This is a genomic window from Pseudomonas sp. 1L-C-7-B-C1, from assembly GCF_057291635.1.
In genome coordinates, this window is sequence record NZ_JBXAWH010000012.1 from 147,079 (window position 1) to 171,681 (window position 24,603).

Here is a 24,603-nt window from a genome sequence, read left to right on the forward strand (position 1 = left end):
CATTTGAAAATCACACGCGTCACCGTCACCCCGATTGCCTTCCGCGATCCGCCGTTGCTCAACGCCAGCGGCATCCACGAGCCCTTTGCCCTGCGCTCGATCATTGAAGTGGAAACCGACAACGGCTACCTCGGGCTGGGCGAAAGCTACGGCGATGCGCCTGCGCTGGCGATCCAGCAGCAGTTGCAGAGCCAGTTGATCGGCATGGACCCGTTCAACCTCAACCACCTGCGCGCGGTGGTCAAAGCGACCGTTGCTGCAAACAAGCCAGCGAGTATTGCCGGGGCTGAACTGGCGCCGGGCTCCCACGCCAGCAAGGCGGTGAGCAATGCCTATTCGGCGTTCGAAGTGGCGTTTCTGGATGTGCAGGCACGTTCCATGAACCTGCCACTGGTTGACCTGCTGGGCGGTGCCGTTCGCGACCGCGTGCCGTTCAGTGCGTACCTGTTCTTCAAATACGCCCAACACGCCGACTCGCCTTACGCGCCGGACAGCTGGGGAGAAGCGCTGAGCGAAGAACAAATCGTCGCCCAGGCGCGGCGCATGATCGAAGCCTACGGCTTCAAGAGCATCAAACTGAAAGCCGGCGCGCTGGACCCGGAGCACGAAGTGGCGTGCATCAAGGCGTTGAAAAAGGCATTCCCGGGCTATCCGCTGCGCATCGACCCCAACGGCAACTGGTCGCTGGAGACCTCGATCCGCATGGCCGAACTGCTCGGCGACGACCTGCAGTATTACGAAGACCCGACGCCCGGGCTGGAAGGCATGGCCGAACTGCACAAACGCACCGGCCTGCCGCTGGCGACCAACATGGTCGTCACCGACTTCGACGAATTCCGCCGCAGCGTCGCGCTGAACAGCGTGCAGATCGTCCTCGCCGACCACCATTACTGGGGCGGCCTGCGCGACACCCAGGCGCTGGCAAAAATGTGCGACACCTTCGGCCTCGGCGTCTCCATGCACTCCAATTCCCACCTGGGCATCAGCCTCATGGCCATGACCCACGTCGCCGCCGCCGTCCCCAACCTCGACTTCGCCTGCGACACCCACTACCCGTGGCAAGAACCGGACGAAGAAGTCATCAAAGGCGGCAAACTCCCCATCGTCGACGGCTGCGTCCACCTCACCCGCGAGCCGGGGCTGGGCCTTGAACTGGACTACGACCAGCTAGGCAAACTCAATGACCAATTCCTGACGTGCGGCATTCGCCAGCGGGACGATGTACGGCAGATGCAGAAATACAAACCGGAGTGGAAGGCGGTGAAGCCACGGTATTGAGGTTGGGGGTGGGGCTGCATGAACGGCGGCGTTTGGGATACCGCATTCGCGAGCAAGCTCGCTCCCACAAGGAGGGTCCAAACCGAAAAATCCGCCGGCGCCTGGACTGGCCTCTTCCCGGCTAAAGCCGGTCCCACTAATAGACCGCGCGCGCCTGTAGGACCGGCTTCAGCCGGGAAGCTTTTGATCTGCTCTTGATCTTCATACGCAAAAGGCCCAGACACCACCAATCGCGACTTTGGTGCAGGCCGAACGCAGACGACGCGCAGTGGGCCGAGCCGCATGGATGCGGCGAGAGCGCCGTCAGGACATGGATGTCCGTTCGGCGCGGGCCCACGGAGCGTCGTCGGAGTGAGGGAACCCGACGAAGTCGGGCCAAACCGAGAGCAAGCACCCTTGGTTACTTGGGGTGCTTTTCCAAGTAACTCGCCGAAGGCGAAAACGAGGCCGTTAGGCCGACGCCGTTGATCCTGGCGCCCTCAGCCTCAACATACGAGCCCCGTCAAACGGATCAACCAACCAATGCCCCCGCACCCCAAAAACGTCACCCAACAGCTCCGGCGACAACACCTCAAACGGCGAACCCAACGCCACCAACCGCCCGCCATCCATCACCGCCAGACGATCACAGCCCAACGCCTGATTCAAATCATGCAACGCCACCACCGTCGTCACCGGCAAATCCTGCACCAGCTGCAAAATCGACAACTGCTGCTGGATATCCAGATGATTCGTCGGCTCATCCAGCAACAACACCTGCGGCCGCTGCGCCAAAGCCCGCGCAATATGCCCGCGCTGCTGCTCCCCACCCGACAACGTATGCCACGACCGATGCACCAGAGGCTGCAAACTCACATCCGCAATGGCCTTCGCCACAATCCCGTCATCCATCTCGCCCCACGGCGCCAGCGCCGACAGCCACGGCGTACGCCCCAGCTCAACCGCCTGCAACAGACTGATCGAATCACCGGTCTGGGCATGCTGCTCCACCACCGCCACCTGCCGCGCAATGTCCCGCCGGCTCAGCGCCGACAAGCGCTTCCCGCCCAGGCGAACTTCGCCCTGAGACGGCGTCTGAATCCCTGCCAGCAACTTCAACAGCGTCGACTTGCCCGAGCCATTGGGCCCGACGATCCCCAGATTCTCCCCCGGCCGAATCGCCAGGCTCACGCCACTGAGCAGTGGCGCGCCCTTGACCGAATAACCCAGGTCACTGCCTTCGAGCATGGCGCCGGGCACCTCCTGACGGGCGTTCATCGAGGACGATTCCCGCGGACCAGCATCATGGCAAACACCGGCGCGCCCACCAGCGCAGTGATCACCCCGATCGGCAACACCTGACCCTTGATCAGCGTGCGCGACAGCACATCGGCGGCGATCATGAACAGCGCGCCGATCAGGGCGCTCAAGGGCAGCAACCGTGCATGGCGCACGCCGGCCACCAGGCGCACCGCATGGGGAATCACCAAACCGACGAAGCCGATGGAGCCGACAATCGACACCATCACCGCCGTCATCAGCGCGGCAGTGAGGATCAGCACGGCCTGCACCCGGCGCACCGGAATGCCCAGCGATGCGGCTGAATCGGTGCCAAACGTGAACGCATCCAGCGCGCGCCGATGCCACAGGCACACCAGCAAGCCGAGCAACACGACCGGCACTGACAGCGCCACCGACGACCAGCGCACGCCGCTGAGATTGCCCAGCAACCAGAACATGATCCCGCGCGCCTGTTCGGCATTGGCCGACTTGGTGATCAGGAAAGACGTCAGGGCGTTGAACAGCTGGGACCCGGCAATGCCCGCCAGAATGATCTGGCCGGCAGCGGTCTGACCACGGGAGGAGCGGGCGAGCAGGGCGACCAGCGCGAACGCGGCGATCGCACCGGCAAACGCGCCGGTCGAGAGAGAAATCGTACCGGCGCCGATGCCGATGATCGCCACCAACACTGCGCCGGTCGACGCGCCGGCGGAAATGCCCAGCAAGTAGGGATCGGCCAGCGGATTGCGCAGCAACGATTGCAAGACCACGCCCGACACCGCCAGCCCTGCGCCGCAGGTCGCGGCAACGATGGCCCGGGTCAGGCGGTAATTCCAGACGATGCCCTCGTCGATAGGGTCGAGAGGAAAACCCGCGGCCCACAGCTTGTTGGCCAGCACCTGAACGATCACCGGCAGGCTGATCGACGTCTCGCCAATCGCCACGCCCGCCAGCACCGCCAACGCCATCAACGCGAGGGCCCAGGCACCGTGGCCGAAGATTCGGACGACGCTCGACCGGGGCATGCTGAATGACGTCATTGCGCTTGAGTGGCCTGAGCCAGTTGCTCGATGCCGTCAAACAGCCGCACGCTGGACTCCATGGCGCTGGCGTCCATGATCACGATGCGATTGTTTTTCACCGCGTCCATGTTGCGGGTGACAGGGTCGGAGCGGAGAAACGCCAGCTTCTTCTCGTGATCGTCGGCCGGGAAGCGGCGACGGTCCATGCGTGCGATGACCAGCACGGTCGGGTTGGCCTTGGCGATGGTTTCCCAGCCCACGGTCGGCCATTCCTCATCGGAGTCGATGACGTTACGCATGCCGAGGGTGTCGAGCATGAAGTTGGGGATGCCCTTGCGCCCGGCCACGTAAGGGTCGACGTTGATGTCCGGGCTGGAAAACCAGAACACCGCCGAGACGGGTGGATTGTCATGGGCTTTCGCTTGCGTCACCGCCTGGGCCAGCCGGGTTTGGTAACCCGTGATCAATTGCTCGCCACGGTCCTGCACGTCGAAGATCTGCGCCAGCTGACGCAGGCTTTTGTACAGGGTGTCGATGCGGAAGGCTTCGAGGCGCGTGCCGTCAGCGCCAACCCGGTTGTTCTTGCCCTCGCAATCGGACGGCAGGATGTAGGTCGGGATGCCCAGATCGCGAAACTGCTCGCGGGTGCCGACCGCGCCCTGGGGCCCGACCATCCACTCAAACTGCACCGGCACGAAATCCGGGCGTTTGCCGATCACTGATTCAAAACTCGGCGCGTTGTCGGCCAGGCGCTCGATGCCGTCGTTGAGGGTTTGGTACTGGGGCAGCACGGGATTGAACCACAGCGAAGTGCCGATCACGTTGGGGCCCAGGCCGAGGGCGTAGAGCATCTCGGTGGCGGCCTGGCCGATGGTGACGGTTTTCTGCGGGGCATGGGTGAAGGTCAGCGGTTCGCCGCAGTTGTCCACGGTCAAAGGGTAGGCCGTCGACGCCGCGAAACCGGCGGTGGGCAAAGTCAGCGTGACGAGCAGGGCGGCGAGGCGGCGCAGCGGCATGAACAGCGATCTCCAGAAAGCCTGAGTGCTTGGCGAAGCAGGCGCTGGAAAGTCCACCCGACGGGCGCCCCTACGATGAGGGCGAGCACAGCGTGCGCGAGCGACGCGCGAACGGGAGTCCTTCCCCGGACACCCCGCCGGTGAATGAATATGCTGGCCGGCAGGTCTCCTGACTGGCGCATCATCGCTATGCTTCGGCCTTCCCGGGGTCACCCAGTGGCAAACAGGAAGCAGGGCTCAGCGCCTACAGTTGCGGGGACAGTTCCGTTTCAGCGCGCAGCGCGCCTGGGGATTCCCTATTAATTCCGAGTGGAAACCGGCGGCGGGGATACTAAACGATTCGGCGGGTGGAGGCGAATGCGGCGGCGGTGTGGCAGAGGCTAATACCTGTGGGAGTGAGCTTGCTCGCGAAGAGGCCGGCACATCCGCTAAATCTTCAGTGGCCAGGATGCAGTCTTCGCGAGCAAGCTCACTCCTACAAGGGTTCGTGCGCGCTCTTCGTAAGTCCAGAGGGGCTGCCTACAGCTTAAACGGCCAACCGACGATCTTCTTCGGCCGAGGCGTCGCATAGGTCCGCACTTTCGAGGTCTTCAACCCCAGACGCACCAGCGATTCGGCCAGCGCCACCGCTGCGGTGACGCCATCCACCACGGGCACGCCGGCGCGGTCGCGGATGAGTTGATCCAGCCCGGCCATGCCGCCGCAGCCCAGGCAGATCACTTCGGCCTTGTCGCGGGTCACCGCGTCGAGGGCCTGCTCAACGATGGCTTCGACCGCACGCTCGGGCGATTCTTCCAGCTCCAGTACGCTCATGCCACTGGCCCGCACCGACGCGCAGCGCTCGTACACGCCGGCCAGCTTCAAACGGTCTTCGATCAGCGGCACGGTGCGGTCCAGCGTCGTGACCACGGCGTATTTATGCCCCAGCAGCATCGCCAGGCTGGCCGCGGCTTCGGTGATGTCCACCACCGGCACATCGAGCAATTCCTGCAAGCCCTCGCGGCCGTGCTCGCCGTAGCCGGCTTGGATCACCGCGTCGTAAGGCCCTTCGTAGGACATCACCCGGTCCATCACCGCAATGGCCGCCAGGTAACTTTCGAAATTGCCTTCCACCGACTCGGCGCCGAAGCGCGGGGTCAGGCCGATGATCTCGGTGCCAAGCGAGGCCACGCTGCGGGCCTGCTCGGCGATGGTCTCGGTCATGGATTCGGTGGTGTTGACGTTGACGATCAGAATTCGCATGGACAGATCTCGCGCGGGAAACAAGGCCGGGCGTCTGGCCCGGCGTCGTTGCCCACGATATCAGTCTTTGCCCGGGACTGGCGCCTGCAGGGCAATGAAGCCCTGATCGCGCATGGCCTGCCAGAAACCATCCGGCACCTGGGCGTTGAGCGCGGTGACGTCTTCGATGATCCGTGATGGCCGGCTGGCACCCGGAATCACCGCTGCCACCAGCGGGTTGGCGAGGACGAACTGCAACGCCGCCGACTTGATGTCCACTTGATACTGCCGGGCGATCTCCTGAATGTGCGCCACCTTGTCGAGCATCGCCGGCGACGCTTCCTGATACTCGAAATGCTTGCCGCCCACCAACACGCCGGAGCTGTAAGGCCCGCCGACGACGAATTCGGCGTTGTGCTGACGGGCCTTGTCGAACAGCCGTTGCAGCGGCTGGTCATGGTCGAGCAGCGAATAACGGCCGGCGAGCAGGAAACCATCGGGCTGGGCTTCTTCCAGGTCCAGGGTCAGTTCGCACGGCTCGACGCGGTTGACGCCAAGGCCCCAGGCCTTGATCACGCCTTCTTCGCGCAGTCGGGTGAGGGCGCGGAAAGCGCCGGTGCGGGCGATGTTGAAATGCTCGATCCAGGCATCGCCGTGGGCGTCCTGGGCGACGTCGTGAACAAACACGATGTCCAGCCGATCGGTGTTCAGGCGTTTCAGGCTCGCTTCAATGGAACGCAGCGTGGCATCGGCGGAGTAATCAGTGACGATCTTGTTTTTCAGGCCTTCAGCGAACGGACCGCTGCGGGTCTCGGTGTCGATCTCGTCGGAAATCAGCCGGCCGACTTTGGTGCTCAGGGTGTACTGGTCGCGGGCAACGCCGGCGAGGGCCTTGCCCAGACGCTGTTCGGACAGCCCGGCGCCGTAGATCGGTGCGGTGTCGAAGTAGCGAATGCCCTGGTCCCAGGCCGATTGAACGGTGGCCGCCGCTTCCTCTTCGTCGATGGTGCGAAACATGTTGCCCAGCGGCGCGGAGCCGAAGCCGAGGCGGCCGATGATCTTGTCGTGCAGACTCATTTGAGGGTGTCCTGTGCGGTAGGGCGTGTTGGATGGCGCGCGGTTCATGACCTGGATCGAGCACGATAAAACCGGCGAAGCTTCTTTACTGACTGTTGATTGCCGCAGGGGTTCTTGGTCATGGGCGGTGTCTTACTTTCACATGCACGGCAAGCGGCTATCCTCAGCCCATGCAACGTTAGCCACGCGTGCGAATTTCAACATTTCAGATAGATACGTCGAGGGCACAGATTTGAGGGTTGCCCAGAGCCTGTATTTGCGGAGTGGCGTCCGACGCCTTCCCGGCTGAAGCCGGTCCTACGAAGGCGCCGGGGTTCTTGGTAGGGCCGGCTTCAGCCGGGAAGAGGCCCGAATATCCACCATTCATCTTCAGCGGCGCCAGGTTTCAGGGTGACTGCACAGCGAGGCCGCCGATGAGCGAGCACATCATTCATTTCCACTGCGGGGTCGATCAGGCCAGCACCGAGCATTTTCGTGATCGCTGCCTCGAAGCCCTTGGTAAAGGCGCGACCGGGTTGCTGCTGAATTTGTCGACCGCCGGCGGCAGCACCGCGCTGGGATTCACCCTGTACAACTTCCTGAAGTCCCTGAAAGTGCCGATCCGCGCACTGAACAGCGGCAACATCGAATCCATGGGCATCGTTATCTATTTGGCGGCTCAAGAGCGGATCGTCTGCCCCCACTCGCGTTTTCTGATCCATCCCATGAGCTGGTACTTCAACCAGAGCTCGGTGGATCACTCACGCATGCGCGAATACCTGCGCAGCCTGGACAACGACCTGCAGCGCTACGTGAATATTTACGAAAGCGAGACCGTGAGCGCCGTGCACCCGCTGGACATCGGGCGCTGCCTGTCGGCGGAGGAGAAAGTGATCCGTGCCGAAGATTCGCTGGCCTGCGGCATTGCCCACCGTGTCGAGCAACTTCAGTTCGCCGAGGATGCCGTGCACTGGACCGTCAGCGCCAGCTAAGCTCGATCCATTGAACCGGGCTGCTCTTGAGCCCTCTGATTCTATTGTTGGCCCCATTGAAACGAGAGGTAACAGCCATGCAATCCCATACGCCTGACGCTGCACCCGTTCCGCCGCGCCCCGCTCCTCAGCCGGGTGACGAAGAGACAGGATTCGACGCCGACCTGGATCCGGGCAATGAAGATCCCGGTTCCCAGTTTGATCGGGACGCAACGGTGACGCTGATCAATCCGGATAAATGAGGGGGAGGGTATCGCTGGCAACATGCGCCTGCAATGAGGCGCACGTCGCTTGTTTAACCGCTGATCAAACAAAAGAGCGAGAGCCCAGGCCCTCGCTCGCTTGACTCACCTGCACGCCACTACGACTTGCCGCCTGAGCCGCCTTTCTTGCCAGTGCCGCTTGCGCCTGCACCCGATTCTCTCTTCATATCGCTTCCGGCATTGCCACTGCCTGAAGCCTGTCCGCCTTTCTTGCCGGCTTCGGACGCTTTTTCTTTATCGTTCGCAAAATTGCCAGGGTTCGACTTTCCGGTGTTAGCCATGATCGCAGACCTCTTGTTATTGAGAAGGCGAAGCCTGTGCCTCGCCTTAAATGTGAGGGGTCGTTCACGCAATGGTTTAACCGAAAGGTCCGCTTGCAGACCAACGGCGGCGGTGATGAACGGCCGTTGCTACATATGCACTTCCACCGCCAGCGGCAGGTGATCGGACAAATGCGTCCACGGCCGCGTGCCGAGAATTTTCGGATGGTGGCTGGTGGCGTTGCGCAGGTAAATGCGGTCCAGGCGCAGCATCGGGAAGCGCGCCGGGTAGGTCTTGGCCAACCGCCCCTGACTGCGCTCGAAGGCCTCGTGCAGGTAGCCGCAGCGCTGAAGACGCTTGTTGCCCTGCAACTGCCAGTCGTTGAAGTCACCGGCAATGACCACCGGAGCGTCTTCGGGCAATGAGTCGAGCAGGTCGCACAGCAGATTCAGCTGCAACTGGCGGTGGCTTTCCAGCAGGCTGAGGTGCACGCAGATCGCGTGGACTTCCGCATGCCCTGGCACCTGCAGCACGCAATGCAGCAGGCCGCGGCGTTCTGGCCCGGTGATCGAAATGTCCAGATTGCGGTGATGCAGGATCGGGTATTTGGACAACAACGCGTTGCCGTGATGGCCGTCAGGGTAGACCGCGTTGCGCCCATAGGCGAAGTCCGTCCACATGCTGTCGGCGAGAAACTCGTAGTGCGGCGTGTCGGGCCAGTCTTCGTACTTGGCGGCGTGGCGGTCGTGGCCGCCGAGGACTTCCTGCAGAAACACCAGGTCGGCACCGGTGCTGCGCACGGCTTCACGCAACTCCGGCAGGATGAAACGCCGGTTCAGGGCGGTGAAGCCCTTGTGGGTGTTCACGGTCAGCACGCGCAGTTTGTGGACTTCGCGCAACGTGGCCGGGTCCGGAGGGGTAGCGTTCGAGCCAGCGGGATCGGGGGTCACGCCCTCACTCCTGTTCGGGGGATGTGCTATTCCGACCGGGAGGCGAGGCGGCAGTTCAGCTTTTAGGTGGGACGGGCTCTGGCCGGGGGATGTTCGAGCGTTGAGACCTGCTGCAGGATCGCCGGCCTCTTCCCGGCTGAAGCCGGTCCTACTGCCAACGCGGGCGCTCTGTAGGACCGGCTTCAGCCGGGAAGCTTTGAGACGCTGCGCTCGCTACACCCGCGTGTCGACCGGCGCCCTGCGCGACAGCACCACTGCCAGCGTCAACGCCGCCACCGACAACAACGCCGCGAAGAAGAAAATCCAGCCGTAGCCCATGCCCAGCGCCACCGCGCCCATCAGCGGTCCGGCAATGGCCAGGGCCAGGTCGAAGAACACCGCATAGGCACTGAGCCCGGCACCGCGACTGCTGTTGGGCACTTGCTTGATGGCTTCGACGCCCAGCGCCGGATAGACCAGCGACAGACCAAACCCGGTCAGGCCTGCGCCGATCAAGGCGAAGGTGGTGTCAGGCGCCAGCCACAGCAGCAACAGACCCAGGGTTTCGACCGTGATGCAGACGATCGCCGAGCGAAAGCCGCCAAAGCGGTTGATCGCGTTGATGAACAGCAGGCGCGCAACGATGAAGCAGATGCCGAATACCGTCAGGCACCAGGCCGCGCCTTCCCAGCCGCGGGCCACGTAAAACAACGTGATGAACGTCGTCAGCGTACCGTAGCCGATGGAGGACAGCGTCAGGCTCAGGCCAAACGGCGCCACTCGGCCAAACACCGAGAAGAAAGGCAGGCGCTCGCCGCGCACCACCGGGATCGCCGGTTTCTTGCGAATCAACAACAGGGCCCCGGCTGCCAGCACAAATAGCACCGCGCCCAGGCTGGCGAACCCCAGCGCACCGACCATTACCACCCCCAGCGGCGCGCCAATTGCGATGGCGCCGTAGGAGGCGATGCCATTCCAGGAAATCGAGCGGGCCGTGTGCTCCGAACCGACCTGGCCGATGCACCAACTGATGGTGCCCACGCCGATCAAGCCTTGGGACGCACCGAGGAACAGGCGAGCGATGATCAGAATCGTCAGGCTGACCCCGGCGAAGCGTTCCAGCAGGATGGCCGCCAGGGTCAGCACGCCGCTCAGCGCGATGCCGGACAGACCGTACACGATGGCGCGCTTGGTGCCGATGGTGTCGCAGATGCGTCCGGCCACCGGCCGGCTCAGCAGCGTCGCGAGGTACTGCGCGCCGATTACCAGCCCCGCGACCACCGCGCTGAAGCCCAACTGGTTGTGCACGTAGCCGGGCATCACTGCGATGGGCAAACCGATGCACAGGAAGGCGATGAAGGTATAGATGACGATGGAGACGATTTGCAGCGTGATCGCCATCGAACTGGCGTCGCTGACAGGCGTGTTGGCAGGCGTATCGGGCGGCAGGGCGGCAGACATGGGGACTCTTCGCTGGAGCGGTGGGAGTGCCGCATCATCGCCCGTGGTGTCAGGAAATGAAAGCTGGCTAACGGTTTTTATCCGGGATCAGATGGCGCCCGGACTTGCCCCTTCCCGGCTGAAGCCGGTCCCACTAACTGACCGCGTGATTCCAGTGGGACCGGCTTTAGCCGGGAAAGCGGCGGATGTCACACCGCAGGATTGGGGGCGCCTGCCTGGCGTTTTTTCGGCTAAAGCCGTTCCCACTGTCACAAAAAAGCCCCGTCACACTGGACGGGGCTCCTTGTTTTCCGCATCACTCTGTCAGCTCAGGGCCCTGATCAGAATGCAACGCCCTGGCTGCGCAGGTAATCGTCGTAGGTGCCGCTGAAGTCGGTCACGCCACTTGGGCTCAGCTCGATGATGCGAGTGGCCAGGGACGATACGAACTCGCGGTCGTGGCTGACGAAGATCAGCGTGCCCGGGTAGTTCTCCAGCGCCAGGTTCAGCGCCTCGATCGACTCCATGTCCAGGTGGTTGGTCGGTTCGTCCATGATCAGCACGTTCGGCTTCTGCAGGATCAGCTTGCCGAACAGCATGCGCCCTTGCTCACCACCGGAAATGACTTTGACCGATTTCAGGATCTCGTCGTTGGAAAACAGCATGCGGCCCAGGGTGCCACGAATGACCTGCTCACCTTGAGTCCATTGCCCCATCCAGTCGAACAGGGTGACATCGTCTTCGAAGTCGTGGGCGTGGTCCTGGGCGTAGTAACCCAGCTCTGCCGCATCGGTCCACTTGATGGTGCCGGCGTCCGGGGTCAGTTCATTGACCAGGGTGCGCAGCAGAGTGGTTTTACCGATACCGTTCGGGCCGATGATCGCAACGCGCTCGCCCGCTTCAACCTGGAAGCTGAAGTTCTTGAACAGCGGCTTGCCGTCGAAGCCTTTGGCCATTTGGTCAATGATGACCGCCTGGCGGTGCAGCTTCTTGTTCTGATCAAAGCGGATGAACGGGCTCACGCGGCTCGAAGGCTTGACCTCGGCCAGCTGAATCTTGTCGATCGCCTTGGCGCGGGAAGTGGCCTGCTTGGCTTTGGAAGCGTTGGCCGAAAAGCGGCTGACGAACGACTGCAGCTCGGAAATCTGGGCTTTCTTCTTGGCGTTGTCCGACAGCAACTGCTCGCGGGACTGGGTCGCCACGGTCATGTACTCGTCGTAGTTGCCCGGGAACAGGCGCAGCTCGCCGTAATCCAGGTCAGCCATGTGGGTGCACACGCTGTTGAGGAAGTGACGGTCGTGGGAAATGATGATCATCAGGCTGGAGCGCTGGGTCAGGATGTTTTCCAGCCAGCGAATGGTGTTGATGTCCAGGTGGTTGGTCGGTTCGTCGAGCAACAGCACTTCAGGATCGGAGAACAGCGCCTGGGCCAGCAAGACGCGCAGCTTCCAGCCAGGGGAGACCTCGCTCATCGGGCCGAAGTGCTGCTCGATGCCGATGCCCAGACCGAGCAACAGCTCGCCGGCACGGGACTCGGCGGTGTAGCCGTCCATTTCAGCGAATTCGGTTTCCAGCTCAGCCACAGCCATGCCGTCTTCTTCGGTCATTTCCGGCAGCGAGTAAATGCGATCGCGCTCGGCCTTGACCTTCCACAGCTCTTCGTGACCCATGATCACGGTGTCGATGACGGTGAAGTCTTCGTAGGCGAACTGGTCCTGGCGCAATTTACCCAGACGCACGTTCGGCTCGAGCATCACCTGGCCGCCGGACGGCTCCAGATCGCCGCCGAGGATCTTCATGAAGGTGGACTTGCCACAGCCATTGGCGCCGATGAGGCCGTAGCGATTGCCACCGCCGAATTTGACCGAAACGTTCTCGAACAGCGGCTTGGCGCCAAACTGCATGGTGATGTTAGCTGTGGAAATCAATTGCTTATCCTGGATTGTTTACAAAGGGCTGACTGGCGATGGCCTTCGACGCCTGGTGGCGATTGCTCGTGATCCAACCAGCAGCCTGCACGTCACCTGTGACGGGGACATGACCTGATGAAGATGGGTGAACGGGAGCAGCGTCCGATACGGCTTCAGCGGGTGACCGACATGCATCGGCCACGCTTGCTGTGCGCCGGAAGACGGAAAGGTCTGGCCGCGCGCCGCGACCCCACGAAAGGCTCAAGCAGCGCAGGCGAATTCAAGGCGCGGCAGTGTAACACCGTCTTGGTTTTCCACCTACCGCCGCTCGCCCGGTGAGCATGACCTGATCAGGCGTGCTCGACCTGAGTCCTGACTTTGTTCACCGTTGAATGATGGGAGAACACGATGCAGCCGATGAGGCGGGAGAACAGACCCAGTGTCTCGACGAGGTCCGGGTTGTCGAAAGAGCTGGCTTTGGAATCAAGCAGGCACAGCGCCCCGAACAGCTGGCCGTCCGGCAGGCTGATCGGCACGCCGATATAGCTTTCGATGGCGTATTTCTTGACCACCGGGCGACCTGCATAGCGCTCGCTTCTGCTGATGCTGGGGATGATCAGCGCCTGCGGGTTTTCGATCAGCTCGTTGCACAGGGTCGTTTCCAGCTCCAGAACTTCGCCTTCCTGGATACCGATGTGAATCTCGTCATAGACCGCGCAGGCGACCCATTCGGAGTCGGTGAACTTGGCGATGCCCGCAAAGCGCATGCCGGTCAGCCGCGTCACCAGCTTGAGGATGTTTGTGGTCGCTTCAACCTCGGCAATCGCCGAACGCTCTGCAATGGTCAGCAAATCCGGGCAGAGCAGGGAATCCAAAGCCATTGTCGGCTCCATGTCAACGTGGGGTGGCATACCGGATGGGGCCACATCTGTCGCGCAGATTAGCATTTTGTAGGGCAAGCGTATCTCCCGCTCAGCGCGCTGCGACCATTTGCCATGGGGCACCCGGGCACGAGGCGAGGGCGGCCGACGTCAGAGCTGGTGGCTAAATCGCTGTACCGCCCCTACGACCTGCCGCGCCCCTTCCTGAATTTCCACGATCACGCTACCGGCCTGGTTCGCCAGCGACAGGCCCTGTTCGGCCTGAGCCCGCGTGCTGCCCATGTCCTTGACCACCTCATCCACCAGTTTCTGGTTTTGCTGCACCACCGCTACGATCTCCTCGGTGGCCGTGCTGGTGCGCCCGGCCAGCTGACGCACTTCATCAGCCACAACGGCAAAGCCACGGCCTTGTTCACCGGCCCGGGCGGCTTCGATGGCGGCATTGAGGGCAAGGAGGTTGGTCTGTTGGGCGATGCCGCCGATGGTTTGCACGATGGTGCTGATCAGCAACGACTGTTTGCCCAGGGCTTCCATGCCGTGGGAGGCGGAGAGCATCTGATCGGCGATGCCGTTCATGGTTTCGACCGTGTTGTTGATCACCGCTGCCCCGCGCTGTGCCGAGACGTCAGTGCGCTGGGAAATCTCGAAGGCAGTGCCAGCCGCGACGTTGATCTCCGCCTCGCGGTGGACTTGATCCGTGATCACGGTGGCAAATTTGACCACCTTATAAAGCTCGCCCTGGGTGTCGTGCACCGGGTTGTAGGTCGCTTCGAGCCAAACCTCTTCGCCCCGGCTGTTGATGCGCTTGAACCGGTCGGCGACGAACTCGCCGTTGTTCAGGCGTTTCCAGAAGGTTTTGTACTCATCGGTGCCGGCAAACTTCGGGTCACAGAACAGGCTGTGGTGTTTGCCGAGGATCTGATCCTGGCTATAGCCCATTTCCTTGAGAAAGGATTGGTTGGCTTTAAGCACGTGGCCGCCGAGGTCGAATTCGATGACCGCGGTCGAGCGCAGCAGGGCATTGATGAACGACTCGTTTTCCCGCGCCTTGTTGATTTCGGTGGTGACGTTGGTTGCCAGGCATTTGAGGGCGACGAGGCGACCTTGCTCATCTTTCAACGGCGACCACGTGGCGTGAATCCAGATCAGCGAACCGCTTTTGCTGACGAAGCGGTAGTCGTCGGTCACTGCCGTGCCGCTGGTCGCTGCCGCCCTGAAGTTGCGAAAGCATGGCATGGTCGCCACATAGGAAGGGACGAACGCGGCCATGGGGTGGCCCACCAGTTCATCGTGGGAGTAACCGATGGCTGCGCAGAACTTGCTGTTCGCGTCCGTGATGCGCAGGTCAGAATCTACTGTCAGCGACAGCATCTCCTGCATGAGGGCGTCATGGAAATTTTTGAGCGTGACCAGCTCCGAGCTCAGAGTGGTCACCTGCTTTTTGATTTTGGAATTAAACATCTGCCGCTCCGTGAATAGGCCCATGACTTGATGTCGGCGTTTGGATCCCGAAATTAAGTCCGACCGTCAGAATTCTTTATAGATCACGTCGCGCAGAAAGAAGGGCAGATCGAGGAATTCTGGGCAAGAAAAAGCCCGCGATGGGGGGTGCGGGCTTAAAGTCAGTCTTGGAGGAGCAAGTGAAGACTACCGCCCCCGATGTGAAAAACCTGTGAACGCCTCTCAACAACACTTAATAAATAGCGTTGGTCAAAAACGCTTTCACGATCGACTTCGCTGACGGCCTGACTTTTTGGCCGCCCAACTCCTCAGTGGTAAACCATTTGCAGTCGGCGATTTCATTGTGCGGTGCGGGAGTGGCGATCATTGTCACTGAGACTTCGAAGACGTGATGCATCACCGCGCCGCCCTCAAACCGGCTGATGTATGCCAGGTCTTCCAGGATCAGCCCGGTTTCTTCACGTAGCTCGCGTGCCGCAGCTTGCGCAGGTGACTCGTCGGCCTCGACCTTGCCACCCGGCAGATTCCAGCGAGATTTGGGTTTGCGCACGTAGAGAATCTGGTTGTCTCTGCGGCAGATGACTGTGGCTCGTTCTTTCATTGGCGTTCCTCCACCCTACAACTCGTAAAAGCGCCTGCCGTCCGTGCATGTTCATACGGTTGTCACAAAACTTTCATAAAGACGTTTGAAGCAGTAACGGTGCCAATGTTCCCTTGACCCTAGATAAATCGGCCGGTCATAGGAAAACCATAGCGGGTATGGGTGGAGTTTCAGAGTAACCGGCCCAACGGCATGTCGCGTGACGCTGGGCGGGATCTCAGATAGGTCCAAAGTGCCACTACCGAGCTGATGCGGTGCTTAGGGTTGCTTTTAAGGGAATCGTGCCGTTGGCACGATGAACGGTCACGCGATGTAGACCGTAATGCGCGCTCTTGGCGCAGGGTGCCCGTTGATGGGGCCCAGTTCTCAATCCGTGGGGTGATCCGTAGCGGTGAATCCTGTTGGCTCGCGTGCGGCTTCATCCCGTACACACCTGCCTCGACGCCCATGTGGCTGAAAATACCGGGATTTTTTTCGCCTTCTTTTACCGCCTGACTCTGTGGCACACTTTCTGCTGTCTATTCCGGTGTGGCACACAGCGTTCCGCTATAGCGGAATAAACACAACCGGCGGAGTTTCTCTCATGCGGCGCGGATCCCTTTCTTTGAAAGCTTGTGCATTGGCCTTGATAACGGCAGCGACGTTTGCAACGACGGCTTACGCCGCTGACAGCAAACTCGACAGCGTACTGCAACGTGGTCATTTGATCGTGGGCACCGGGAGCACCAATGCGCCCTGGCACTTCCAGGGTGCAGACGGCAAGTTGCAGGGTTTTGATATCGACATCGGGCGCATCGTCGCCAAGGGCCTGTTCAACGACCCGAGCAAGGTCGAGTTCGTCGTGCAGTCCTCGGACGCGCGGATTCCGAACCTGCTCACCGACAAAGTCGACATGAGCTGCCAGTTCATCACCGTCACCGCCAGCCGCGCCCAGCAGGTGGCGTTCACGCTGCCTTACTACCGCGAAGGCGTGGCGCTGCTCCTGCCGACCAACAGCAAGTACAAGGAGATCGACGACCTGAAAGGCGCCGGCGACGGCGTCACTGTGGCGGTGCTGCAGAACGTCTACGCCGAAGAGCTGGTGCATCAGGCGCTGCCCAAGGCGAAAGTCGACCAGTACGACAGCGTCGATCTGATGTACCAGGCCATCAACTCCGGTCGTGCCGATGCGGCCGCCACCGATCAGTCATCGGTGAAATACCTGATGGTGCAGAACCCGGGTCGTTATCGTTCGCCCGCGTTCGCCTGGAGCCCGCAAACCTACGCGTGCGCCGTCAAACGTGGCGATCAGGACTGGCTGAACTTCGTCAACACCGCGCTCCATGAAGCCATGACCGGGGTTGAATTCCCGATGTATGCCGAGTCGTTCAAGAAGTGGTTCGGCGTGGACCTGCCGACCCCTGCGATCGGTTTCCCGATGGAATACAAATAATCCGCGCCGCGTGCGACGCTCACTGAAGGGGGCGAGGGCGGCCGTGGTGCCGTCCCGCCCCAGGTACTGCTGACCATGAATTATCAGCTGAATTTTGCAGCAGTCTGGCGGGATTTCCCCAGTCTGCTGGCAGGGCTGGGGCTCGGCTTGGAACTGGCTCTGATCTCCATCGCCATCGGTTGCGTCATCGGCATGCTGGCCGCATTCGCGATGCTGTCCCGCTACCGCGCCTTGCGTATCGTGGCGTCGATTTACGTCACCGTGGTGCGCAACACGCCGATTCTGGTGCTGATCCTGCTCATTTACTTCGCCTTGCCAGGGCTTGGCATTCGTCTGGACAAGATCCCGTCGTTCATCATCACCCTGTCGCTGTATGCAGGGGCGTACCTGACCGAAGTGTTCCGCGCAGGTCTGTTGAGCATTCACAAGGGCCAGCGCGAAGCAGGGCTGGCGATCGGCCTCGGCGAATGGCAGGTGCGTGCGTACATCGTCGTTCCGGTCATGTTGCGCAACGTGCTGCCGGCGCTGTCGAACAACTTCATTTCGCTGTTCAAGGACACGTCGCTGGCCGCCGCCATCGCGGTGCCGGAACTGACCTATTACGCGCGCAAGATCAACGTCGAGAGCTACCGGGTGATTGAAACCTGGCTGGTGACCACGGCGCTGTACGTCGCGGCCTGTTACCTCATTGCCATGCTGCTGCGTTACCTAGAGCAGCGTCTGGCGATTCGCCGCTAGGAGGCCCGGACCATGTACGAACAACCCAGTTGGTTGCATGAATTGTGGATTGCCCGGGAAGCGCTGTGGGCGGGGTTTCTCACCAGCGTGCAGTGCGCCGGCCTGGCGATCGTGTTCGGCACAGTGATCGGCGTGTTTGCCGGGTTGATCCTGACCTACGGCAAATGGTGGGCACGCCTGCCGTTTCGCGCCTACGTCGACCTGATTCGCGGCACCCCCGTGTTTGTCCTGGTGCTGGCCTGCTTCTATATGGCGCCAGCGCTGGGCTGGCAAATCGGCGCGTTCCAGGCCGGTGCGCTGGGGCTGACACTGTTTTGCGGTTCCCACGTCGCCGAGATCGTGCGCGGTGCCCTGCAGGCCATCCCGCGCGGGCAGCTTGAAGCCGGCAAGGCCATTGGCCTGACGTTCTCCCAGTCCCTCAGCTATGTGCTGTTGCCTCAAGCGCTGCGGCAGATATTGCCGACCTGGGTCAATTCGTCGACGGAGATCGTCAAGGCCTCGACGTTGCTCTCGGTGATCGGCGTGGCCGAGTTGCTGCTCAGCACCCAGCAGGTCATCGCGCGCAACTTCATGACCCTCGAGTTTTACCTGTTCGCCGGCTTTCTCTTCTTCGTCATCAACTACGCCATCGAGCTTCTTGGGCGGCAAATCGAAAAACGGGTGGCCTTGCCATGACACAGACTCAAACCTCACCTGCCGCCCCGGCTCTGTTGAGCATCGAAGGGCTGCACAAATCCTATGGCCCGGTTGAAGTCCTCAAGGGCGTCGACCTGAAGATGAACAAGGGCAACGTGGTCACGTTGATCGGCTCCAGCGGCTCGGGGAAGACCACGCTGCTGCGTTGCGTCAACCTGCTGGAAGAGTTTCAGGGCGGTCACATTCGTCTCGAAGGCCAGGACATTGGCTACAGCGACGTCAGTGGCAAGCGCGTGCGTCATCCGGAAAAGCTCATCGCCCAGCATCGGGCGATGACCGGGATGGCGTTTCAGCAGTTCAACCTGTTCCCGCACCTGACCGCGCTGCAGAACGTCACCCTCGGCTTGCTTAAAGTGAAGAAGCTGCCCAAGGATCAAGCCATCGCGCTGGCCGAAAAGTGGCTGGAGCGCGTCGGCCTGCTGGAGCGGCGCAATCACTTTCCCGGCCAGCTGTCCGGCGGCCAGCAGCAGCGCGTGGCGATTGCCCGCGCCATTGCCATGAACCCGAGCCTGATGCTGTTCGACGAAGTGACGTCGGCCCTGGACCCGGAGCTGGTCGGTGAGGTGCTCAGCGTGATCAAGGGCCTGGCCGAAGAGGGCATGACCATGTTGCTGGTGACCCACGAAATGCGCTTCGCCTACGAGGTGTCCGACCAGATTGTCTTCATGAACCAGGGGCGCATCGAAGAACAGGGTCCGCCCAAGGCATTATTCGAACAACCCAAGTCAGCGCGTCTGGCTGAATTCCTCAAGAACATTCGTTTTTAAGACGCTCAATCAAAGGAGATTTTCATGAGCATTACTCGTTACGGTGCCGGCAGTACCGCAGGTGGCGGTCAGCCACGTCCTTTCGCACGCGCCGTTGAAGCCGATGGCTGGCTGCATGTGTCGGGTCAGGTGCCGGCCGAAAACGGTGAGATCATCAACGGCGGGATCGTCGAGCAGACCCACAAGACCATGCAAAACCTGGTGGCGATCCTGACCGAAGCCGGCTACGGCCTGGAAGACGTCGTGCGCGTCGGCGTGTGGCTGGAAGACCCGCGTGATTTCTGGAGCTTCAACAAGGTCTTCGGCGAGTACTTTTCCCCGGAACACGCCCCGGCCCGCGCCTGTGTACAGGCCAAAATGATGGTCGACTGCAAGGTCGAGATCGATTGCATTGCCTATAAGCGCAAGTGAGGCGAGCGGTAAGCTTTAAGCTGCAAGCTGCAAGTCGATACAGCGGTGATCGAACGCTTGCCGCTTGAAGCTTGCCGCTTGAAACTTCCTTATAGCCTGGAGCCGCTCTTATGACCGAAGACATCAAACGCCGGGCCCGTGGTTTAGACCGAGCGTTCGATATTCTCGATTTTCTCAAGGAAACCGGCACGCCGATGCGGCCCAACGAGATCGCCAGCGGCATCGGCAGCCCGAAATCGACGGTGTACGAGTTGGTCAGTTCGCTGCTGGAACGACGCATCCTCGAGACCGTCGGCAAGGACGGCCACGTGTACCTGGGCCGGCAGTTGTATTTCCTCGGGCAGGCGCATCTGCGCCATTTCGATTTCACCCGCGAGGCCGAGGTCAGCCTGGGTGAAATCGTCGAGCAGACCCGGGAAACCGCGCAGATGTGCCTGCTCAACGGCCGCAAATACACCGTCGCGCTGATGAAAGAGGGCGCGCGGCATTTTCGTATTTCGTCCGACATCGGCGAGGACGCGCCGATTCCGTGGACGGCCTCCGGGCGTCTGCTGCTCGGGCACCTCACCGATCAGGCGATCATCGACCTGATCGACGACGAGGATTTCATCCTTCCAGATGGCAAGCGCCTGCCCATCGAGACGTTTCTCGCCGAGATCCGCAAGGCCCACGACGAAGGCTTCTTTTCCTTCGACAGCATCGCCGACACCTTCACCCACTGCTTCGCCGCGCCGGTGCGGGACAAACAGGGCATCTGCATCGCAACCCTGTGCATTGTCGCCCCGCGCGCCGATGCCACTGCCCATTACGATCATTACCGGCGCGTGTTGATCGACAGCGCCAGCGGCCTGGCCCAGCGCGTCATTGAATAGCATCGCCGAACGTGCACACGTGTCATGCACACGAACAAGAATTCAGGAGAACAACATGAGCATTGCCGCGATTGAAAAAGGCGCCACCCAACCCGGCCACCACCTGGTGCGCGACGTCAGCCTGCCCGCGCTGGTGATCCACGACACGGCGCTGGAGCACAACCTGCGCTGGATGCAGAAGTTCGTCAGTGATAGCGGCGCCGAACTGGCGCCCCATGGCAAGACCAGCATGGTCCCGGCGTTGTTTCTGCGGCAGTTGCAGCACGGCGCGTGGGGCATGACCCTGGCGACTGCCGTGCAGACCCGCGCGGCTTACGCCCACGGCGTGCGTCGGGTGCTGATGGCCAATCAACTGGTCGGCGCGCCGAACATGGCAATCATCGCCGAGATGCTCACTGACTCCATGTTCGACTTTCACTGCATGGTCGATCACCCAGACAACGTCAAGGCGCTGGGCGAGTTCTTCGCCGCCAAGGGCCTGAACCTGAATGTGATGATCGAGTACGGCGTGGTCGGTGGACGTTGCGGTTGCCGCAGCGAAGCCGAAGTTATGGCCCTGGCCGACGCCATCGCTGCACAACCGGCGCTGAAGCTGACCGGTATCGAGGGCTACGAAGGCGTGATCCACGGCGACCAGGCGGTGAGCGGCATTCGTGCGTTCGCCACGTCGCTGGTGCGGCTGGCCGTGACCCTGCAGGACAAGGGCGCGTTTGCCCTGGATCGCCCGATCGTCACCGCCTCGGGTTCGGCCTGGTACGACCTGATCGCCGAAGAATTCGACAAACAGCAGGTGCGCGAGCGTTTCCTGAGCGTGTTGCGCCCCGGCAGTTACGTGGTGCACGACCACGGCATCTACAAAGACGCGCAGTGCTGCGTGCTCGACCGACGCCACGACCTGAGCGAAGGTTTGCGTCCGGCCATGGAAGTCTGGGCCCACGTGCAATCGATGCCGGAGCCGGGCTTTGCAGTGATTGCCATGGGCAAGCGCGACGTGGCGTTCGATGCCGGCATGCCCAACCCCATCAAGCGTTATGCGCCCGGCGTGGTACCGGCGAGTGGCGAGGACGTCAGCGCTTGCACCGTCACAGCGGTAATGGACCAGCACGCGTTCATGACCGTGGCGCCGGGCTGCGAGTTGAAGGTCGGCGATATCATTTCGTTCGGCACCTCGCACCCGTGCCTGACCTTCGACAAATGGCGCACGGGGTGCCTGGTGAGTGATGATCTGTGCGTCATCGAATCCTTCGATACCTGCTTCTGACAGGAGTCTGCGATGAGTGAAATGGTCAGTCACAGCTACCCGCGCGTCGCCCTGATCGGCGAATGCATGATCGAGTTGCAACAGCACGCCAACGGCACGCTCAAGCAGAGCTTCGGCGGCGACACGCTGAATACGGCGGTGTACCTGTCGCGCCTATTGGGTTCGGCGGCGCAGGTGGATTACGTCACGGCGCTGGGCGACGACAGTTTCAGCGACGCCATGTGCCAGGTCTGGACCGATGAGGGCATTGGTCTGAGTCGGGTACAGCGTCTGCCGGGGCGGCTGCCGGGACTGTATTGCATTCAGACCGATGCCAGCGGCGAGCGGCGTTTCCTGTATTGGCGCAACGAGGCGGCGGTGCGCGAATGCTTCACCACGCCAGCGGCCGAGCCGGTGCTGGCCGCGTTGCCGGATTACGACGTCCTGTATTTCAGTGGCATCACCCTGGCGGTGCTGGGTGAAACGGGCAGGGCGCGGCTGCTCTCGACCCTCGGCGATGCCCGCGACCGTGGCGCCCGGGTGGTGTTTGACAACAACTACCGCCCGCGCTTGTGGCGCAGCGTCGAGCAGGCGCGCCAGGCGTATCGCGCGGTGATGCACGAAGTGGACCTGGCGTTGTTGACCGAGGAGGACGAGCAGGCACTGTTCGACTTCAGCGACGGCGAGCAGATTCTGCAGACCTATCGGGCCCTGGGCGTTAGCGAGGTGGTGGTCAAGCGCGGGGCGCAGAGCTGTCTCGTGAGTGTCGACGACCGGCGTTATGAGGTGCCTGCGCATACCGTGCAGAAAGTCATCGACACCACGGCGGCGGGGGATTCGTTCAGCGCGGCGTATCTAGCTCGGCGTTTGCGCGGCGGCAGTCCAAAAGATGCGGCCGACGCCGGGCATCAGTTGGCAAGCCTGGTGATTCAGCACCCGGGGGCGTTGATCCCGAGGAGTGTGATGCCGGTTTGAGTGGGACATTGATGGCGAGCCCACCGGCCTCTTCCCGGCTAAAGCCGGTCCCACTAAAGAATCGCGCGCGTTCAGTGGGATTGGCTGAGGGAATGCGGACCCTTGTAGGACCGGCTTTAGCCGGGAAGGGGACAGTGTGACCGCCACAAAATTCCAGCGAAGACTGATTAATCCCGATAAAACACCTGCACCAGGTGATACCCGAACTTGCTTTTGACCGGCCCGTGCACGGTCCGCAGCGGCTTTTTGAAGATCACCTGATCGATCGCGCCGACCATCTGGCCCGGGCGCACCTCACCCAGATCGCCGCCGCGCTTGCCGCTCGGGCAGGTCGAATACTTCTTCGCCAGCACGTCAAACGCCTCGCCCTTGGCAATGCGCTGCTTGAGTTGCTCGGCTTCTTCAGCGGTCTTGACCAGAATATGGCGGGCTTGGGCTTTCATGATGGTCCGGACGTCTCGATAAAAAAGCCGCGCATTATGCCTTTGCTGCGCGATTTCGGGTAATTTCTCACACCTTGGCCGGACGAACGTGTAAATCGGCACTGAGACACGCCCGACCCGGCCAGTCAAACAGCCCGAACGTTGAAACCGGCCGGAGGTCGACACACTGTAGGCCTGCAGTCTCCTCAAACCTCTTGTGCGGTGTTGCCTTATGGATTTTCCGGCGTTGTTGAAGGTGCTTGCCACCCAGGATGGATCGGACCTTTACCTGTCCACGGGCGCGCCCCCCTGCGCCAAGTTCAATGGCGTGCTCAAGCCGCTGGGCACCGAAGCGTTCAAGCCCGGTGACGTCGCGGTGATTGCCAACGGCATCATGGACGCCGAGCAGCGCGTGGATTTCGAACGCGAGCTGGAAATGAACCTGGCCTTTTCCCTGTCTGGCGTCGGGCGATTCCGGATCAACATCTTCAAGCAGCGCAACGAAGTGTCGATCGTGGCGCGCAACATCAAGCTCGACATTCCCAAATTCGAAGACCTGCACCTGCCGCCGATCCTGCTCGATGTGATCATGGAAAAGCACGGTCTGGTGCTGTTCGTTGGCGCCACCGGCTCAGGTAAGTCCACCTCGCTGGCGGCTTTGATCGATCATCGCAATCGCCACGCCAGCGGCCACATCATCACCATCGAAGACCCGGTGGAGTTCATCCATAAGCACAAGCGATCGATCATCAATCAGCGCGAAGTGGGCGTCGACACCCGGAGCTTTCACGCGGCCCTGAAGAACACCCTGCGTCAGGCGCCGGACGTGATTCTGATCGGCGAGATCCGCGACCGCGAGACCATGGAACACGCCCTGGCGTTTGCCGACACCGGCCACCTGGCGATCTCAACGCTGCACGCCAACAATGCCAACCAGGCGCTGGACCGCATCATCAATTTCTTCCCCGAAGAGCGCCGCCCGCAGTTGCTGCATGACCTGGGCAACAACCTCAGGGCGTTCGTCTCCCAGCGGCTGGTCAAGACCACCGACGGCAAGCGCCGTGCAGCGGTGGAGGTGATGCTCGGCACGCCGACCATTCGCGATTTGATCCACCGCAACGAGCTGACCGAGCTCAAGGGCATCATGGAGAAGTCCACCAACCTCGGCATGCAGACCTTCGACAACGCGCTGTATGACCTGGCGGTCGAAGGCGCGATCACCGAAGACGAAGCCCTGAAGAACGCCGACTCGGCCAACAACGTGCGCCTGCGTTTGAAATTGCACAGCGAGGACGGGCCGTCGACCATCGCTACGGCGCCGCGCGCGCCCCAGCCGGCCGCGCAGGTGGACGTCAAGGACTGGGGCCTGGTGGATGAGCGGGACGAGCCGGGGAGTTGAGGTTTCCGAGGCGATGATTTGCGGTGTCATCACCCACGCGTACCCATGTAGGACCGGCTT

At 61.8% G+C, this 24,603-nt stretch carries 25 protein-coding genes, 1 pseudogene and 1 riboswitch; of the genes and pseudogenes, 12 read left to right on the forward strand and 14 right to left on the reverse strand.

The window, feature by feature from the left end; all coding sequences use genetic code 11:
• Positions 1–3: 3 nt before the first annotated feature.
• Complete coding sequence (locus AC0Z8Z_RS18970; protein WP_485620136.1) at positions 4–1,278, forward strand: glucarate dehydratase family protein; 1,275 nt, start codon at positions 4–6, stop codon at positions 1,276–1,278.
• Between the two features lie 450 nt (positions 1,279–1,728).
• On the opposite strand, the gene AC0Z8Z_RS18975 is transcribed toward AC0Z8Z_RS18970, so the two are convergent.
• The 5 genes from AC0Z8Z_RS18975 to AC0Z8Z_RS18995 all read right to left on the reverse strand — a co-directional run bounded on the left by AC0Z8Z_RS18975 (position 1,729) and on the right by AC0Z8Z_RS18995 (position 6,874).
• On the reverse strand, positions 1,729–2,535 hold the full coding sequence (locus AC0Z8Z_RS18975) for an ABC transporter ATP-binding protein (protein ID WP_485620137.1): 807 nt from the start codon (positions 2,533–2,535) through the stop codon (positions 1,729–1,731).
• Positions 2,532–3,506, reverse strand: coding sequence for a FecCD family ABC transporter permease (locus AC0Z8Z_RS18980; protein WP_485620191.1), 975 nt, complete (start codon positions 3,504–3,506; stop codon positions 2,532–2,534). The genes AC0Z8Z_RS18975 and AC0Z8Z_RS18980 overlap by 4 nt, the downstream gene beginning before the upstream one ends.
• Before the next feature lie 68 nt (positions 3,507–3,574).
• Positions 3,575–4,576, reverse strand: coding sequence for an ABC transporter substrate-binding protein (locus AC0Z8Z_RS18985; protein ID WP_485620138.1), 1,002 nt, complete (start codon positions 4,574–4,576; stop codon positions 3,575–3,577).
• Positions 4,577–4,718: 142 nt separating this feature from the next.
• Positions 4,719–4,912, reverse strand: a riboswitch (cobalamin riboswitch).
• Positions 4,913–5,095: 183 nt separating this feature from the next.
• The gene (locus tag AC0Z8Z_RS18990; protein ID WP_485620139.1) at positions 5,096–5,818 is read right to left on the reverse strand and encodes an aspartate/glutamate racemase family protein; all 723 of its coding nucleotides are present in this window, start codon (positions 5,816–5,818) and stop codon (positions 5,096–5,098) included.
• Positions 5,819–5,878: 60 nt separating this feature from the next.
• Positions 5,879–6,874 carry an aldo/keto reductase gene (locus AC0Z8Z_RS18995; RefSeq protein ID WP_205483631.1) on the reverse strand — a complete coding sequence of 332 codons (996 nt, stop codon included), beginning with the start codon at positions 6,872–6,874 and terminating at the stop codon, positions 5,879–5,881.
• Between the two features lie 413 nt (positions 6,875–7,287).
• Here AC0Z8Z_RS18995 and AC0Z8Z_RS19000 point away from each other — a divergent pair, with 413 nt between their 5' ends.
• Positions 7,288–7,845, forward strand: a complete 558-nt coding sequence (locus AC0Z8Z_RS19000; protein ID WP_122537224.1) for an ATP-dependent Clp protease proteolytic subunit — start codon at positions 7,288–7,290, stop codon at positions 7,843–7,845.
• Between the two features lie 77 nt (positions 7,846–7,922).
• A complete protein-coding gene (locus AC0Z8Z_RS19005) occupies positions 7,923–8,087 on the forward strand; it encodes a hypothetical protein (RefSeq protein WP_485620140.1) in 165 nt (54 codons plus the stop codon).
• Between the two features lie 119 nt (positions 8,088–8,206).
• Here AC0Z8Z_RS19005 and AC0Z8Z_RS19010 read toward each other — a convergent pair whose 3' ends face one another.
• The 8 genes and pseudogenes from AC0Z8Z_RS19010 to AC0Z8Z_RS19045 form a co-directional block, all read right to left on the reverse strand.
• The gene (locus AC0Z8Z_RS19010; protein WP_122537223.1) at positions 8,207–8,389 is read right to left on the reverse strand and encodes a con-10 family general stress protein; all 183 of its coding nucleotides are present in this window, start codon (positions 8,387–8,389) and stop codon (positions 8,207–8,209) included.
• Positions 8,390–8,518: 129 nt separating this feature from the next.
• Positions 8,519–9,268, reverse strand: coding sequence for an endonuclease/exonuclease/phosphatase family protein (locus tag AC0Z8Z_RS19015; RefSeq protein ID WP_420793101.1), 750 nt, complete (start codon positions 9,266–9,268; stop codon positions 8,519–8,521).
• A gap of 264 nt (positions 9,269–9,532) precedes the next feature.
• Positions 9,533–10,759, reverse strand: a complete 1,227-nt coding sequence (locus AC0Z8Z_RS19020) for an MFS transporter (protein WP_485620141.1) — start codon at positions 10,757–10,759, stop codon at positions 9,533–9,535.
• Between the two features lie 320 nt (positions 10,760–11,079).
• Entirely contained in the window at positions 11,080–12,666 is a 1,587-nt protein-coding gene (locus AC0Z8Z_RS19025; RefSeq protein ID WP_122537220.1) for an ABC-F family ATPase, read from the reverse strand.
• Positions 12,667–12,998: 332 nt separating this feature from the next.
• Entirely contained in the window at positions 12,999–13,529 is a 531-nt protein-coding gene (locus AC0Z8Z_RS19030) for a GAF domain-containing protein (RefSeq protein WP_122537219.1), read from the reverse strand.
• 150 nt (positions 13,530–13,679) lie between these two features.
• Entirely contained in the window at positions 13,680–14,282 is a 603-nt protein-coding gene (locus AC0Z8Z_RS19035) for a methyl-accepting chemotaxis protein (RefSeq protein ID WP_420793102.1), read from the reverse strand.
• Positions 14,262–15,014, reverse strand: a pseudogene (locus AC0Z8Z_RS19040) (PAS domain-containing protein); the annotation flags it as partial. The gene AC0Z8Z_RS19035 and the pseudogene AC0Z8Z_RS19040, both read right to left, overlap by 21 nt.
• A 208-nt stretch (positions 15,015–15,222) precedes the next feature.
• A complete protein-coding gene (locus AC0Z8Z_RS19045) occupies positions 15,223–15,591 on the reverse strand; it encodes an NUDIX hydrolase (protein WP_122537217.1) in 369 nt (122 codons plus the stop codon).
• A gap of 583 nt (positions 15,592–16,174) precedes the next feature.
• Here AC0Z8Z_RS19045 and AC0Z8Z_RS19050 point away from each other — a divergent pair.
• The 8 genes from AC0Z8Z_RS19050 to kdgK all read left to right on the forward strand — a co-directional run bounded on the left by AC0Z8Z_RS19050 (position 16,175) and on the right by kdgK (position 22,722).
• A complete protein-coding gene (locus tag AC0Z8Z_RS19050) occupies positions 16,175–17,023 on the forward strand; it encodes a transporter substrate-binding protein (RefSeq protein WP_122537216.1) in 849 nt (282 codons plus the stop codon).
• Between the two features lie 75 nt (positions 17,024–17,098).
• Positions 17,099–17,761, forward strand: a complete 663-nt coding sequence (locus tag AC0Z8Z_RS19055) for an amino acid ABC transporter permease (RefSeq protein ID WP_122537215.1) — start codon at positions 17,099–17,101, stop codon at positions 17,759–17,761.
• 12 nt (positions 17,762–17,773) lie between these two features.
• Complete coding sequence (locus AC0Z8Z_RS19060) at positions 17,774–18,436, forward strand: amino acid ABC transporter permease (protein WP_369307480.1); 663 nt, start codon at positions 17,774–17,776, stop codon at positions 18,434–18,436.
• Positions 18,433–19,224: an amino acid ABC transporter ATP-binding protein gene (locus AC0Z8Z_RS19065; protein WP_485620142.1), complete on the forward strand. Its 792-nt coding sequence runs from the start codon at positions 18,433–18,435 to the stop codon at positions 19,222–19,224. The genes AC0Z8Z_RS19060 and AC0Z8Z_RS19065 overlap by 4 nt, the downstream gene beginning before the upstream one ends.
• Positions 19,225–19,248: 24 nt before the next feature.
• Positions 19,249–19,635, forward strand: coding sequence for a RidA family protein (locus tag AC0Z8Z_RS19070; protein WP_485620143.1), 387 nt, complete (start codon positions 19,249–19,251; stop codon positions 19,633–19,635).
• Between the two features lie 110 nt (positions 19,636–19,745).
• Positions 19,746–20,507 (forward strand): IclR family transcriptional regulator, encoded by a 762-nt coding sequence (locus AC0Z8Z_RS19075; protein WP_485620144.1) that lies wholly within the window; start codon positions 19,746–19,748, stop codon positions 20,505–20,507.
• 55 nt (positions 20,508–20,562) lie between these two features.
• Positions 20,563–21,768 carry an amino acid deaminase gene (locus tag AC0Z8Z_RS19080; protein ID WP_485620145.1) on the forward strand — a complete coding sequence of 402 codons (1,206 nt, stop codon included), beginning with the start codon at positions 20,563–20,565 and terminating at the stop codon, positions 21,766–21,768.
• 12 nt (positions 21,769–21,780) lie between these two features.
• On the forward strand, positions 21,781–22,722 hold the full coding sequence (kdgK, locus tag AC0Z8Z_RS19085; RefSeq protein ID WP_485620146.1) for a 2-dehydro-3-deoxygluconokinase: 942 nt from the start codon (positions 21,781–21,783) through the stop codon (positions 22,720–22,722).
• Positions 22,723–22,889: 167 nt separating this feature from the next.
• Here kdgK and AC0Z8Z_RS19090 read toward each other — a convergent pair whose 3' ends face one another.
• Positions 22,890–23,165 carry a peptidylprolyl isomerase gene (locus tag AC0Z8Z_RS19090; protein ID WP_037009819.1) on the reverse strand — a complete coding sequence of 92 codons (276 nt, stop codon included), beginning with the start codon at positions 23,163–23,165 and terminating at the stop codon, positions 22,890–22,892.
• Between the two features lie 211 nt (positions 23,166–23,376).
• Between AC0Z8Z_RS19090 and AC0Z8Z_RS19095 the strand changes: the two genes are divergently transcribed.
• Positions 23,377–24,543: a PilT/PilU family type 4a pilus ATPase gene (locus AC0Z8Z_RS19095; RefSeq protein WP_485620147.1), complete on the forward strand. Its 1,167-nt coding sequence runs from the start codon at positions 23,377–23,379 to the stop codon at positions 24,541–24,543.
• Positions 24,544–24,603 lie beyond the last annotated feature (60 nt).